Source organism: Pleomorphovibrio marinus (assembly GCF_003347495.1).
GTDB lineage: Bacteria > Bacteroidota > Bacteroidia > Cytophagales > Cyclobacteriaceae > Pleomorphovibrio > Pleomorphovibrio marinus.
This window is the reverse complement of the sequence record NZ_QCXY01000007.1, coordinates 1-14,921: the sequence shown is the minus strand read 5'-3', so window position 1 is coordinate 14,921 and position 14,921 is coordinate 1. Positions and strand designations below refer to the sequence as shown.

11 protein-coding genes and 2 pseudogenes are annotated in these 14,921 nt (G+C 42.7%); 5 read left to right on the top strand and 8 right to left on the bottom strand.

Translation table 11 applies throughout. From position 1 onward, the window contains the following. Positions 1-287 precede the first annotated feature (287 nt). From DB520_RS16820 to DB520_RS16805, 4 genes are all read right to left on the bottom strand, one after another. Positions 288-1,547, bottom strand: coding sequence for an erythromycin esterase family protein (locus tag DB520_RS16820; protein WP_114750940.1), 1,260 nt, complete (start codon positions 1,545-1,547; stop codon positions 288-290). Between the two features lie 370 nt (positions 1,548-1,917). Further along, on the bottom strand, positions 1,918-2,379 hold the full coding sequence (locus DB520_RS16815) for a hypothetical protein (protein ID WP_114750938.1): 462 nt from the start codon (positions 2,377-2,379) through the stop codon (positions 1,918-1,920). A gap of 145 nt (positions 2,380-2,524) precedes the next feature. Continuing rightward, complete coding sequence (locus DB520_RS16810; protein WP_114750936.1) at positions 2,525-3,091, bottom strand: Crp/Fnr family transcriptional regulator; 567 nt, start codon at positions 3,089-3,091, stop codon at positions 2,525-2,527. 378 nt (positions 3,092-3,469) lie between these two features. Further along, positions 3,470-5,170 carry a capsule assembly Wzi family protein gene (locus tag DB520_RS16805; protein WP_114750934.1) on the bottom strand — a complete coding sequence of 567 codons (1,701 nt, stop codon included), beginning with the start codon at positions 5,168-5,170 and terminating at the stop codon, positions 3,470-3,472. Positions 5,171-6,037: 867 nt separating this feature from the next. On the opposite strand from DB520_RS16805, the gene DB520_RS16790 reads away from it, so the two are divergent. Further along, entirely contained in the window at positions 6,038-6,562 is a 525-nt protein-coding gene (locus tag DB520_RS16790; RefSeq protein ID WP_114750928.1) for a DUF421 domain-containing protein, read from the top strand. Between the two features lie 429 nt (positions 6,563-6,991). On the opposite strand, the gene DB520_RS16785 is transcribed toward DB520_RS16790, so the two are convergent. Continuing rightward, positions 6,992-9,229: a xanthine dehydrogenase family protein molybdopterin-binding subunit gene (locus DB520_RS16785; protein WP_114750926.1), complete on the bottom strand. Its 2,238-nt coding sequence runs from the start codon at positions 9,227-9,229 to the stop codon at positions 6,992-6,994. A gap of 277 nt (positions 9,230-9,506) precedes the next feature. Continuing rightward, on the bottom strand, positions 9,507-10,691 hold the full coding sequence (locus DB520_RS16780; protein WP_114750924.1) for an ATP-binding protein: 1,185 nt from the start codon (positions 10,689-10,691) through the stop codon (positions 9,507-9,509). A 382-nt stretch (positions 10,692-11,073) separates the two neighbouring features. Here DB520_RS16780 and tcmP point away from each other — a divergent pair, with 382 nt between their 5' ends. From tcmP to DB520_RS16760, 4 genes are all read left to right on the top strand, one after another. Further along, entirely contained in the window at positions 11,074-12,180 is a 1,107-nt protein-coding gene (gene tcmP / locus DB520_RS16775) for a three-Cys-motif partner protein TcmP (protein WP_114750922.1), read from the top strand. Positions 12,181-12,243: 63 nt separating this feature from the next. Then, positions 12,244-12,972 carry a DUF5131 family protein gene (locus DB520_RS16770; RefSeq protein ID WP_114750920.1) on the top strand — a complete coding sequence of 243 codons (729 nt, stop codon included), beginning with the start codon at positions 12,244-12,246 and terminating at the stop codon, positions 12,970-12,972. A 309-nt stretch (positions 12,973-13,281) separates the two neighbouring features. After that, positions 13,282-13,605: a type II toxin-antitoxin system TacA family antitoxin gene (locus tag DB520_RS16765; RefSeq protein ID WP_114750918.1), complete on the top strand. Its 324-nt coding sequence runs from the start codon at positions 13,282-13,284 to the stop codon at positions 13,603-13,605. 34 nt (positions 13,606-13,639) lie between these two features. Beyond that, complete coding sequence (locus tag DB520_RS16760; RefSeq protein WP_157972129.1) at positions 13,640-14,059, top strand: GNAT family N-acetyltransferase; 420 nt, start codon at positions 13,640-13,642, stop codon at positions 14,057-14,059. Between the two features lie 35 nt (positions 14,060-14,094). Here the strand turns inward: DB520_RS16760 and DB520_RS27695 are convergent. Both DB520_RS27695 and DB520_RS16750 read right to left on the bottom strand, forming a co-directional pair. After that, a pseudogene (locus DB520_RS27695) lies at positions 14,095-14,343 on the bottom strand (type I restriction endonuclease subunit R); the annotation flags it as partial. Positions 14,344-14,719: 376 nt separating this feature from the next. Further along, positions 14,720-14,921, bottom strand: a pseudogene (locus DB520_RS16750) (hypothetical protein); the annotation flags it as partial.

Here is a 14,921-nt window from a genome sequence, read left to right as displayed (position 1 = left end):
CCTTCCTAATCCAAGAACAGTGCTTTAGCTGCCGCTAAGAATGACTACTGTAACCCGCTGATATGGAATTAAAACCCCGATCCCAGATGGGAAGAATTTGGAATCCTTGTCTTTCCTCCCTCGTCTATACCGAATAATGGTAAAGTTAGATTCTACTCAAAGTGTATAAATCCAATTCACCCCTAAACAAATCTCCCCCTCTCCTCGTCACTAAGTCTCTTAGTCACCTCCCAGTCTCTTCGTCTCCATCCAGTCCCAAAAACCTTCGTGACCAAACCCTTCCGGAGTTATTCGAAAACAACTTCAGAAACGGTGGACTTCTCCATTTGAAAAACCCCATCAAACGCTTCTTTTAGGTTAGTTTCGGTGTAAATAGTATCAAAACGAATCAAATTTGGGATGGATGGATCATCCCCTCTAAAATCTTTAAAAGAGACAAAAGCGTTGGTAACTCCAGCATCTTTCAAGGCTTTTTCAACAGAACCTTCTTTTGCTTGCTCCAATTGAAAATTATCCACCCGAAAACCGAATTTTGAGTCCTTTTCGGGATAAAGAGCCGCAGTATTACCAGCATATGAGGTCATTCCCAAAGCCATATAATCATTTCCGAGGGCATATTTCAACCTTTGTCCCATTGGGAAGCAACTCAGGAATCCCTCGTAATAAAATGGTGTCTTTTGAATATGTGCATTGTGTGCAACCAACAGTATTTTTGTGCCTGGATCTGAACTATTCAAATGCCAAAGCACAGTATCTGCCATGTATTTGTCCCTTGATCCCTCATCCCCTGACGTACCTACTCCAGAAATAAAGTTTGCCATGGCCTGTATGTTGTAATCTTGGTATACCATACCGTTTATGAGCTGCAAGGTCTTTTCAAATTCCTTTTTACCATACCTCTCTTGGAGAGATGGTGCCATGACTTCCAGGCGCTGCTTCACTCGGGCTATCTTATAGGTTAACAGGTGCTTTTCGGGCTCTGTTAAGTCTTGCAGTTTGATGGCTGCCTGAGATGTGGAAAAAAGATCCAGTTCTTTTACAAGCCCTTTTATATCTTCTATGAGATGCAAAGCCTCTCTATCTGTCTTTTCAAAAAAATCCTGAACCAAGGATAAGTTTGGGAAATAGGAACCCCCATTTTTAGGTACGTCAATACCAAGAAACGTGATTTTGTGTTTTGCACTTCTATTATATTCCCTTAGCCATCGAAATGTGTTATGCAACTCCTCAGGGTAATAAAAATGTTCTAAATGTTCTCTTATCTCATCATCTGCCCCTTGACCCTGAATCCAACTATTAATTGAAAAAGCCTCTGCAAAGCCAAATTCAAAAGCAAATGTTGTAAAGCCAAGTTCTTCAATAAAATAACGTATGAGGTCATGACGCAATAAAAAGAACTCCTTTATAAAATGTGAATTTTCACCTAACGCTACGACTCGCGTATTATCTATAATTTTGTTTAATGGTTTAAAATGACTGTAACTACCATCAAAATCAGGTAACTTGAAAGGGACAAAGTTATCCTCAACCCATTTTTTAAATTTCATGTGTTTATAATTGTAGAATTAATAAAACCTTTCCTTACTTATAGGAAACAACATGTTTTATAGTAATTGTGTAGATACGGAGTTATCCTTTATTTACAAGGTATTGAAATAATTTTTTAAGAAAACAATAATTATTCTTAAAACAAACAGCGTTGTCCTTTATGAGCCCAGTCAGGCCATTGATTTTTTCATCCCCCATCTAACTTTATAAATACATATCAAGTACCATTTAGCTAAGGATTTTGTTGTCGGTCAATTATCCGTTTAAGACGAATTATTGTTACACTAGTTCACTCAAAATAGCCATGCCAAACCCTTTAAGTCAAGGCTATATTAGCAGTTCAACAATAATAAATGAAGGGTTTTACAGTCAATGTTTTATCTCGAAATCCAATTGTCTTCCTTCTACGAGTGCATTTTTGTCCATTTGTGAACCAACCAACATTCCTATAGCCATTCCAATGGGTATTCCTATTGCATATAAAGATATGTTGCCTAGGCTAAAACCCAAAGTCATTCCAATAGACAAGCCTATGGGAATCCCAAACCCCAACCATAGGTTTCGGTAGTAGTTTTTTGGTATAAGTTGAAGTTCCTTTTCAACTTGATTTAAGATTTTAGTCTCTTTCTCTTTTACAAAATCCCTCAGATCTTTTCCTGTAAGAGTTGTTGAATTTATTTCATCCACATCCCTATTGATAGATTCCACAACATTTGGAGATAGCTCCCTTTTGTTTAATTCACTCAATAGTTCTCGGAATTGGTTGTAGATCCTTACCAATTTAGAATCCCAGGATGCAACATCTCTTTCTTTTAACGTATTGATGTTCATTTTTTTGGCCTTTATTATTTTTCGATTAATGTGTTTTTAATTCATTTTCGTTTGCCGCATAGCCTGTCCTTGCCTGCCCCGAACTCTTTGATACAAATCTCCGAATCTTAATCCTTTATTGGCTTGACAAATATCAAAAAATCGATTAGCTCCTCTTGTTTCTTATCCTGCTAAGGGTTTCCGGTGTCATTCCAAGCATGGAGGCCAAATAATTTAATGGTACTTGGTTAAAAAGTTCGGGATTAATGTCAAATAGCTGATTATAACGTTCTTCAGCATTCATGGATAGGTGGGAAATTACCCGGTTTTCCAAAACTGAAAAACACTTAGTTAAAAACATTTTTTCCAAAATGTTCCATCGTTGCACTTTATCTGCAATTTTATCATAATTGTCTTTTGACAATGCCAATAGGGAAACATCGCTCAGTGCTTGGTAATTTACTTTAGATTTTTGTCCAAAAAGGAATCCTGATAAGTCAACTGCAAAATACCCACTCGAAGAAAACCATTTTGTCACTTCTTTGCCGTTTGTATAGAGAAACTCTCTTAATATTCCATTCTCAACAAAGCCCAAGTGCCGTACATATTGTCCTTGTTTCAAAAAATGATCCCCTTTCTTAATTTCTATTGGGACGAAAAAATCCTGAATACTATTAAATTCACTTTCTGAAAACCCAAATGTTTCAATTATGCTGCTTTTTAATGCTGACATATCCGGTTTATTTTATTTTTCCAACCATCATCATCAAGCTTGGATAGTGAATATAGGTCATTTGAATGAGGGTTCCAATGAATGGGGATATCTTATCAAGAAACCGAGGATACTGCTTTTTTATCGGATAAGGAAGGTTTGGATTTGTGACTGAAAAACAACCCGGGCATGATTAATATTTACCCGAAAACAAACCTCCCCCTCTCTTCGTCTCCATCCAGTCCCCCAAAAAAAAACCATTTCCTTCGTGACTAAACCCATCCGGAGACCAAAATTCCATCCCCCACGTAAACAAATCGCCCCCTCTCTCCGTCCCTAAGTCTCTCAGTCTCCCTCCAATCTCTCCTTCTCAACCGGGCTCTAAAATCCAAACCCCATTCAATGTAGCAAATACATCACCTGCAACTGCCCCATCATACTAAACTTGTTTATGGAACGGGGAAAGCCGGGTACAGGGTCCTGGTTGCCCATCCACTGGTAGTTTAGGCCCTGTATCCCGCGCAACTGGGCATCCACCAAGAACCTGTCCCACTGCTTGGTATACTGAAACCCCATGCTGAGGTCCACCCAGGGCCGGTAAAGCAGAGGATCGGGAAATGCCCTCTCGTAAAAACCCATATGCTGCTCGGCACGCTCCAGCATCAGCCCCAGCTTGTCCAAGCCCTTCACCCAAGCAAATTCCAGGATCTGCAAATTCGTGCCATTTCCTGCCCCTATGCCCATAGTCTGTCCCTGCTGCTGAAAACCATAAACCGCACCGTGGCTGTGCCAGCTAAAGATAGAACTCAAATCCCCGTACCTGGTTTGCCGGTTGATGCTTTGGCTGCCTTGTACCATCTCTCCCCTTACCTGTAACCACTCCCCGGGTTTAGCAGTGGGGAAAAGTTTTTTAAAACCAATAAGGTAAGCCCTGGCATGCTCGGGGTTGAGGAAAAATTCCCTCCAGTTAAAGGCATGGTCCCTTCTGCCAAACTCAAAATAAAGTTCCATCCTCGCCTCTGGGATTAGGTAACGGGCATAGGCACTGGCCTGTTGGTCTTGCCGCCTCCGGTCATAGTCCACGCTGTGACCGTCGTTAAAATGCCTCACCTTCTGAAAGGGCTCCAACACAGGCAACCAATCCCTGATGCCGGTACCTCTCTCACTCACATACCTCTGAAATGTTCTTGCCAGGCCCAGGTGCAGGCCTTCTGGCCATTTGGGGGAAAAGACAATGTTCACGGCGTTGAGGTACCGGTTTTCGTCGGGGCGGGGCCTGGAATGGCGGTCGTTGAGATCCCCATTCTGGGAGTAGGGCATGGTGTTGGGTTGTAGGCTGCCCATCACCAACTGGGCTTCTATATTGCCCAAAAAAGTCTTCATGGGCCTGTGGGTGTTTATGGTAAAGTGTGCGAAGCCGGGGGCATGGTGGCTGAAGGTGAGGGAGTGGAACTGTCCTGGACCCCACCAGATGTTTTCGGTGGACATGCCCATTTCCCATGCACCCGCACGAATGGCGGCTTTGCTGTTGCCCCAGCCCAACCTGGCCACTCGTCCCGGATACAGACGCTCCGACATATCACCGGTACGCCAGATACTGAACCTGTTGGCATCCGGGCCTGCACCAAAACCGGGGTATCCCTGGTAGGAAGGATTCAGTGCCAAGAGCAAGGTAGGCTGTAGGTAGACATGCAGCCAGGGCAACATATATTCCACTCCTACCGAACCAAGGGTCTGTAAGCCCGCTGCAGGCAGCATCTCATAGGGGCTTGGCCCAGAGGGCCTGCCACCCGCGTATTTACCAATGCCCCTAAATGGCAAAAGCCGCAGGTTGCCAGTATTCTTCAAGGTATCCGAATCTTCCGAGTAAAAGGCCTCCCAAGACAGCGGGAAGGTTTCCTTACCGGACCAGGAAATTTTTATGGGACGTAAGGCAAAGGAGCTTTCCCCTTCCAGTTCCCCCAGGATTTGTTTTCTTCTTAGGGCCTCCTCCAAAACGGGTTGCCCTGCCACAATCACCTGAGCCTTAGATTCTTCTCCGAAAAAAATAAGCAAGAAAAGGGCACAGCAAAGGTATTTTGGGTGAAAAAGGTATTTCATTGGGTAAATTTCGCTCTTTTTTTGAAGTTTGCAAGGTGATTTTTGTATTTCAACTGGTTTGTCCTTTAGGGACTATACCCCGAAACTACCCTCACCAAACGACCAAGATATTGGTCTAATCTTTCAATAATCCGGGGATTTTGGGAAACCATGCCCCAATACCGCGAAGTGGTTGAACTCCAATGCACTTCTTGGCAGGGAGGAATATATTTTGATAAGCCTAACCTTGTTTCGGGTTGAGGGATGGTGGGTGAAAAATGGTAGGTTTCGAAAGGTTGATCATTGCCTCCGCCTTGTTTCCACCACCCCCTTTTTCCCCCTCCTAAAACAGGAGGGGGAAAGATCGAATGGGTGTTTTTGCGCTGGAAGAAGGATTGATTTTAAGAAGCCGCTGTACCGCTGTTCGGGATTGGTAATCCCCCAAAACAAGATCTGAAGCAATGCTCTAGAAGAGTATAGGCTACGAAATCCAAACTATTTTTCCGAAGATGTGCAACCTGCGGATTATAAATCCGCTTTATCTGTTCTCGAAATTGCAAATTTCGAGAAACGGAGAAAAAAAACTTCGCGCTCTTCGTGCCTACTCTGTGCCCTCCCTGCCAAAGGCAGGCAAGCGTGACAAAAACCTTCCGAAGCGAAACCCAACCTTTCTCTTGAAAACAGGTCTCTTAGTCCCTGAAATGTCTCCAAGTCCCCTCGCCCCGAAGTCTCGCAAAATACACCAACCCCACCATCGCCAAAGTGCCGGCAGGAGCGAAGGATATTGTTGCCCTCTTTTACCTTTTGAGCAAGGTTTTTGTAGTTCAATACCTTTAGGAAAAAAACATAACAAACTATTCCCCTTTTCCTTTCAAAAAAACAACCTAAATGGAACATCTGCTTTTCGAAAATTGGCAAAGTTTGTTTCGGACATTTGTCATTACCATCCTTGCCTATTTTTGCATGGTAACCTTCCTGAGGGCTTTCGGCAAAAGAACATTGTCCAAAATGAATGCTTTTGACTTTATAGTTACCGTGGCCCTGGGTTCTACATTAGCTGCTGTAGCCCTAAACAAGGATATCCCTCTGGCAGATGGGGCATTGGCATTTTTCCTTTTTATCTCTTTGCAGTTTGTCATCACTTGGTTGTCCGTACGCTTTAAAGCCGTGAAAAATATAGTGACCAGTCAACCTACCTTGTTGCTTTTCAAAGGGGAACTGATCAGTGAGAATGTAAAGAAAGAAAGGATTACTGTGGAAGAAATTCACCTTTCCGCCAGGGAAAAGGGGTTTCAGGATCTCAAGCAGGTGGATGTTATGGTATTGGAAACCACAGGGGAGATCACGGTCCTGGGCCAAATTGATTCCGGGAATGCCAGTGCATTGAAGGGCATACAAAGTTTTGAGAGGTAAAAGGTTTTTATTTCCCCCTCCTAAAACAGGAGGGGGAAAGATCGAATCGTTGTTTTTTGCCCCGGAAGGGGGGTATTTAAGAAGCCACCGTGTCTCCGTCCGGGATTGGTCTCCCGAACGAAATTGCCCCATTTCCTGAAGGAATCCTTCGTGCGAATACTTGTTCCCGGAGTTCAACCCCGTCCGGGGTTGGGGAATTGTCGTTGGGTCCTTTAATCCCCGAGCTAACGCAGGGGGCTAATGGAGTGGAAACCCATGCGTGTTTCTTTGATCCGTTTGGAGACTGTGTCAGGTGTTACCCAATGTGAACTTAAGAGTGGTCTTTGTCATTGGGATTTTGTATACAGTGGCAACCGTTTTCATGCCAAAAATTTTGTTCTCGGTTTAGACCCACGACCCTGAAAGGGTCGAACTACCAAACCTGTCGGATTAAACCTCGTTAACAAACGGCTGTTGATATAATCGCTTTCCATTTGCCCTATACAACGCATTGGCCAGGGCCGCAAACACCGGCGGATAAGCAGGCTCACCCAATCCCGTGGGATCTTCCCCATTCTCCACAAAGTGGGTTTCAATACCCTTTGGGGCCTCTCCCATCCGGATCATACGGTATTTGTCGAAATTCCTCTTTTCCGGCCTACCCTTATCAAAGCTCATTTCCCCAAACATGGCCGTTCCAATTCCGTCCACCACTGCCCCTTCACAGAGGTTTTTGGCGGCATCCGGGTTGATAATCCGGCCACAATCCACTGCAGTTACCACTTTGGTCACTTTGGGTTTCCCGTCTTCCATTTTCATCTCCAATACCTGAGCTGCATAGCTGTTGTGGCAATAGTAGGCAGCCATTCCTTTGTGAGTATCGGAAGAACTACTAGCCCAACCCGATTTCTCTTGGAGCAACTTCAGGACTTCTGCATATCGTTTTGGATCGTAATCGTTGTTTTTACCTACCGGCTTGTCCATGGCTTTTTGCAACATTTCCAGGCGCAGATCGATAGGGTCCTTTCCGGCTTCTTCCGCCACCTCATCCAAAAAGGACTGCTCCGTAGCCGCCATAAAATTGGACCTGGGTGCCCTAAAAGAGCCTACCGTAATGTTGGAAGGTACAGTCCAGTCTTCTGCCAGGTAATTCTCTACCGCACCTGCGGGAAAGCGGTCCGGAAAAAGAGGCCCCTCCACCAATCCTCCGGCATTGATATGAAACCCGATCAGCTTGTTCTCACTGTCCAGTGCTGCCCTGTAGGTAGCCCTGTAGGCTGGTCTGTAAATTCCACCCGTCATATCATCTTCCCGCGTGTAAATCAGCTTCACAGGTGCATTGACTTTTTGGGAAATTACCGCTGCCTCGATCAACCAGTGTGCATAGGAACGGCGGCCATATCCCCCTCCCAGCCGGGTCATATGGATATCAATGTTTTCCACAGGTATCCCCAAACGAGAAGAAAGCGCCAACTCTGTAAGCTCGGGCTTCTGCAAGGGCCCCGCAAGTTCTGCCTTATCGGAGGTCACATCGGCAAAAAAATTCATGGGCTCCATACAGTTATGCGCCAAAAAAGGTGCGGTATAACTACGTTCAATTACCTTGGCCGCATCCCTGAACGCCTTTTCGGGGTTACCGTCTTTTCTTCGGACAGTGGGCTTTTTGGACGCTTCTTCCATTTTTTGTAGTTGCTTATCAGAACTCTCCAGTCCTTTGGGGATTTTGCGGGTTTCCTTCCTTCCGTTCCAGTCCCTTTTTTCCTCATAAGACTCGAATTCCTCCCATTCCACCTTTAAAGCCTTTTTGGCATTCATGACCTCCCAAGTGGTTTTTCCGACTATGGCCACCAGGTCGGTAAAACTTGTGGTATCAAAAAACAGCCTTTCATAGTCATCCTGATGGGATTTGATCCGAAAAATATCCTGAATGCCCGGCATATTTCTCGTCTCTTTGTCATCAAAGGATTTCAGCCTTAAGCCATGTGCAGGAGGGTGGACGATCATGGCCACCAACATACCTTCTTTTTTATAATCAATTCCAAAAAGCGGCTTGCCAGTGAGGATCTTTTTGGCATCTACATTCCTTTGGGAAGTACCAATGATTTTAAAATCGGAAGTGTCTTTTAACTTAACCTCTTCCGGCACAGGAAGGGTGGCGGCGAGGGAGGCCATTTCCCCAAAATTTGCTTTTTTGTTACTTCCCTGGTGGTAAAGCATTCCCGCTTCGGTACGGATGTCAGCGGCAGGCACCTCCCATGTCTGGGCAGCGGCATTGATAAGCATTTGTCTTGCCGTGGCTCCTGCGGTCCGTAAATCTTTCCACCCCAACCGGATGGCCTGGCTTCCCCCTATAAACTGCCGGGTAAAATTTTCGGTATCCAAGGGAGCCTGCTCCACCACCACCTTTGACCAGTCCGCATCCAGCTCCTCGGCCACGATCATGGGCATGCCCGTTTTGATGTTCTGTCCCCCTTCGGGATTGGGCGACATGATGGTGACCAGGCCATTCTCACCTATTTTCAAAAAACCGTTTAGCCGGAACCATTCTTTAGGCATGCCGAGTCCCTCTTCCTGACCCGAAGGCTTGCACCCTGCCATCCATCCAAAGTTGAGTAACATACCTCCTCCCGCCAGGGCGGATACTTTAAGAAAAGAGCGTCGGTTTAGGGATGTGGTTTGTGTAGCCATGGTGGTTTTATTTGATTAGCCCCAATTTACGAAATCTATCTGCCCAAGGCCAGAATTTATTTGTAGAAAATTTTCTTTGGATGTGATTCGCCACGTTGCACCCATTGTGTAAAACTTGACCATCCTGCAATAAAAGTAAGTATCAAGATCGAATCCTCCCACCTTGTCTGCTTTGACGAAACTGACAAAAACAGCCCTTGGCCAACCTTACCATACTTTTTGTACTACAACCCTGAAGTGGAAAAAACAATTACTACCGATTAATTAATCTACTCCCCTAATATAAAAACCCAAACATCCACAAGGGAATCCTGTTTCCACTTCCTGACCGAATACCGTCAGCAGCGATAAAGGCATTGGGGATTCCTTGGATTTGCTGCGCGGTTTTATTTGGTCCCCCAATTTCAAAGACGTACTTTCCATCCACCATAAAATCTCCATATTTCGGTAAGGTAACGTCGTGTTTGACCCTCAGTTGGTTAAAGAAAAAGATTTCTCTATTATTCCCAGTATTTACATTTCCAGCTGCGAAAACGTAGGGTAAATTGGGGTTTTGTAGGTAAATTTTCTTAGGCTTCTGGAGAAAGGAAACACCATTGGTAGAGCTACGCAACAAGCTAAGTATCTGGGCTTGTTCGAGCAAATCTAAGGTCTTTAAGATCGTGTTCCTGGAAACTTCCAGTCGCTCGGCAATTTTGCTGATATTGGGAATGAAAGGCACGGATTCACTAATGATAAAGATAAGTTTCTTCATGTTTCGGATAGTTTTATGGGTCAATTCCTCAAAAGGGGCAATATCCATTTCCAACACCAAGTTTGTGGTTTCCATTAGTCGTTGTTTGTACAATGCCTTTCCATCCCTAAAAAACGGATAATAGCCAAACTCCAAATAGTGCTCAAAAAATGATAGCACATCCAATTGGTCGGCTATTTCATTACCGGAGTCAGCATGCCTATCTATCAACTCCTCCAAGGTTAATGCTGGTAGGCTAATGCTTTTGTCCAATGCTAAAAATTCCCTAAACGAAAGGCCTGCCAAATGATATACGGCCGCTCTTCTTGATAAATCTGCTTTGCCCTTGCCTAATTCCAATATTGATGACCCTGAAACCACAAAGTATGCATCAGGATAATTGTCATACAAAGTCTTCAAATCCGAAGACCAATGAACATAGCGATGGACTTCATCTAAAAAAAAGTACGTATAGCCTTCTTGATAAAATTTTTCAATTGTTCTGACCAGCCTGTTTTCTTCAAACCAAAAATCATCCAAACTAAGGTAAATGGAAGGCTTCTTTAGTGCTTGCATCCTCTGTATCAAGAGGGTGGTTTTTCCTACTCCCCTATGACCCAAAAGAAGAATTAATCGCTGATCCCAATCTATTTGATCCGTTAGGTATCTTTGGAATTGCGGCAATGATTGGGTTTGCTTTCTCTCTGATAGTTTAATGAGCCTTTCCATTTTGTTTTATTGAAACAACAAAAATAGTAAATGTTTTACTCAAAAAACATTTTAAGTTAATGTACTTTACAAAAAACAAAATTTTAACCTTAGGACCATCATCTGCCTAACCAACAAAAATTTCGGGGACAGTGACCGCTAAAAGCAGTTTACTAAACCCTTGCTGTCCATTTGGTTTGTCGGAGTTACTTTGGATGTGATTTGCCGCGTTGCGTACGTTGCGGCCGTTGCGTGAAAACCTATACTCGGAAAATACTCATTTCATTCCAGTGTTGTGTGATCTTCTCCGTATCAGTTAATCGATAAAATTCGAAAATATCATTAGCCTATGATTTAGTTTGAAATATATTTTTAAATTTGACAGAATACTAAAACTTTTTATATGGGAACCAAGGATTTACACATCAAGCCATTTGATCTAGGAACTTTGACCAAACTTGAAATTTTTGAAAAATATACTCAAGCATGGATTCCAGTATTTGCAATTGCAAAAGGAGGAAATATTTTCATTGTTGATTTTTTTGCTGGTACAGGCTATGATTTGAATGGCGTCCCAGGAAGTCCAATCCGAATCCTTACCAAGATATTAGAGTTTTCAGAATTATTGCTTAAATACCGAACCAAAGTCCACCTTCACCTTAATGAATATAAGAAGAATAAATCCAACACACTTATAAAGGTTTGCTCGGAATTCATAGAAAAACACCCTATACTAAGGCAAGTCCTAGAAATAGAGTATACTTCACTAGATTTTGAAGAATCATTTAGAAAAGAATATCCGCTGATCAAGAGTTTACCTGCGTTGGTTTTTTTGGATCAGAATGGAGTTAAGTTTTTAAATAGCACATATCTAAATGCGCTGGAATCGACCAAAACCACAGACTTTCTTTACTTTGTCTCAACTTCCTTTCTAAAACGTTTCTGCGAAACGCCAGAATTTAAAAAACTTGGATATGATTTGGAGGTAATACTTAAAAACCCTTATCGATTTATTCATCAATCGCTTTTGGATATCATTCGAGCCTGGCTTCCAACTTCTACCAATCTGAAGCTTTATCCTTTCACCATAAAGAAGCCCTCTGGTATTTATGGTTTAGTATTTGGGGCATCTCATCCTGCTGCTGTTATCAAGTTTTTAAAAATTGGATGGGAACAAAACACCATGAATGGTTCAGCAAATTTTGACATAGAAGATGATTTAAAAAAGGGCCAAATGAACTTCTTTGAACCTACAAAACTAACCAAGATTGAACATTTTCAGGAAGAATTAAAAAGGGAGGTGTTGTCTGGAAAAGTATTATCCAATCATTCTGCCTTCTTTTACACATTGGATAGAGGACATATTCCGTCCCATGCAAAGGTGGTACTAGAAAACCTAAAAAAAGCGAAACTAATAGATTATTCAGGAAATAGTCCCTTGATTACCTATGAGAAAGTGTGTAAAGAAAAAATTTGGAAGGAATACATTCTCCTAAAACCAAATAAATAATTTAAAACTGACAACTAGTTACAAAAAATAGTATAATTATTCTATTAAAACTACATTTGAATCATGGCACAAACCTCAATCGAATGGACAGAACTGACCTGGAATCCGGTCACGGGCTGTACCAAAATCACGGCGGGCTGCAAATTCTGCTATGCCGAAGTGATGACCAAACGTCTTCAGGCTATGGGTGTGGAGAAATATAAAGCGGGATTCAAAAAGGTTAAAATCCATGAGGATGCCTTGCAGATACCCTACACCTGGAAAAAGTCCAAGGTGGTCTTTGTAAACTCTATGTCTGACTTATTTCACAAGGATGTACCTCTGGAATTTATTCAGAAGGTATTTCAGGTAATGAAGGACAATGGACAGCATGTTTTCCAAGTGCTTACCAAGCGGGCAGGCCGACTTGCTGAAATCAGTCCTCTCTTGCCTTGGTCGCATAATATCTGGATGGGTGTTTCGGTAGAGGATAATCGTGTCTTGGACAGAATTGATTTCTTGAGACAATCCAGTGCCCGGGTAAAGTTTCTTTCCTTAGAACCTTTAATTGGACCTCTTCCCAAGATCAACTTAAGCGGAATCGACTGGGTCATCGTAGGCGGGGAAAGCGGCCACAAGGCCAGACCCATGAACCCAGACTGGGTATTGGATATTCAGGAGCAATGTCAAAGCTCTAAAGTGGCTTTCTTTTTTAAACAATGGGGAGGAAAAAACAAGAAGAAGGCAGGAAGAGAGCTTAATGGGCAGACGTATGATGAAATGCCTGATGTGGAGTTGGAAAGATTCATATAGCATCTGCTCTAAAAAGCTTTGTATAGAACCAGATTCAACTAACTACAAATTGGTTTTGATTTTGGGTGGAATTGCAAACCCCACATTGGGACCAATAGGTCTTTAAATGTGCAGGGAAGAAACTACCCCGAGCGGAAATAGAAAATTGAGCAGGATAGTCAAATAGGATTTAGAGAGCCTGTGCCCCATCATTATAAAAAAAAGAATAATTTTTTTTGTACGGAAAATACCCGTACTTTTGTTGTAATATTGCGAAATTAATTTATGTCGAAAAAATAGAAATCAAGATACTATTTTAAATCATCAGATATGGCTAAGCAAGTTAATGATAGAATTGATGTTCGTATCAGCACAGAACAAAAAGAGCTTTTTAGAAGAGCTTCGGTGATTAGCGGGTTCAAAAATCTGACTGAATTTATTGTGCATTGTGTGTCGAAAGAATCAAAAGCTCTTTTGATGGAAGAAAGTCAAATGTTGAAGAATGAAGAGGATAAGCGCATTTTCTTTAATGCATTGCTGAATCCACCTAGTCCCAATGCTCGCTTAAAACAGGCTCGTTTAAATCATCTAAAAGTCAAAGGCGAACAGGAAAATGAGGATTTGCAAACTGAACACTTCTCACAAAAAGAGTAAGTTTGACTGCGGTAAAAAACCGTTAAATGATTATTTGGCCAAGATAGCCAAACAGGATGTAGAAAAAGATGTAGCGGTTTGCTACATACTAGAAGGGGAAGATGGAAAGGTATTGGGATATTTTACCCTGTCCTCAGGTTCAATTCCTAAAGAGGAAATTCCGGAAAAGGAATCAAAGAAACTTCCCAGGTATTTAGATATCCCATTTGCAGTAATTGGCAGGCTAGCTGTAGATAAGAAATACCAAGGCAGAAAACTTGGGGATTATTTGTTGGTGGAAGCGCTTGGCGAAATTCTTAAGGTGGCGGAAGTATTGGGTATTGCAGGTGTTTTTGTAGACCCAATTGATGAATCAGCGGTAAATTATTACGAGAAATTTGGCTTCATCAAATTAAACAGTTCTGATAGAATGTTTCTTCCCATAGCGACTATCCGTGCGCTTTTAAAGGATTAAAATACGAAGGCTTAAAAAAGGATGAAATCTCGAAATGTACCAACCCCTTTCTTGTTATCCTTCGCCTCAATGATGGCCAGCGGAATATTATTTTTGTAGTATAAGATGTAGTCAGCACGTTTTCTGGTTCCCCGGGTATGGAGAGCACCTTGCACGATGATTCGTCCGTCTGTAAAAAACACCTCTTCCCGAATTTGCTTTTGAATATCCCAACCTGCTTTTTGCAGTGCAGGAGTAATGAATTTGGTGCAAATGTCTCGTTCGCTTAGACCTTTTTTATGCATCTTAAAAAATTCAAGATTGGATTTAAGTCTAAATATATTAGTTAATCGCCTAAAAGAAAATTTATTGTCTGGAATCCCGACCCCGAATGGGTCAAACTCCTCAATAGCCATGGGTGAACCCCATGGACAAGAATGGCCGTTTCCATGCCAGCACTTGTGTTCCCTGTTTCGTCCCAAGACCCTGAAAGGGTCCAACAATAAACCCCGGGCGAAACCCGGGGAATTGGGACACCACCCCAAAAAGCCCAGAAACACGGAGTGGTTCAACTCCACAGCACTTCCTAGCTGAGAGGAATATATTTTGATAGGCCTAACCTTGTTCCGGGCTGAGGGTGGGCAAAAACTGGTAGGATTGGAGAGTTCTCCTCTGCACTCATCACAAAAGCCCCTCTTCCCTTAAAATCCCCTCGACCTTGGATTCATCAAGCTCCATAGCTTTTGCGATAACAGGTACAGGGACTTTTTCATTAAACAAATTAATAACCCCGGACCTCTTACCTTTCTCCAATCCGAGTTTTTCACCCTTCTCTATACCGAGCTTCTCCCCCTTCTCCAGTCCTAGCTTTTCTCCCTCTAAT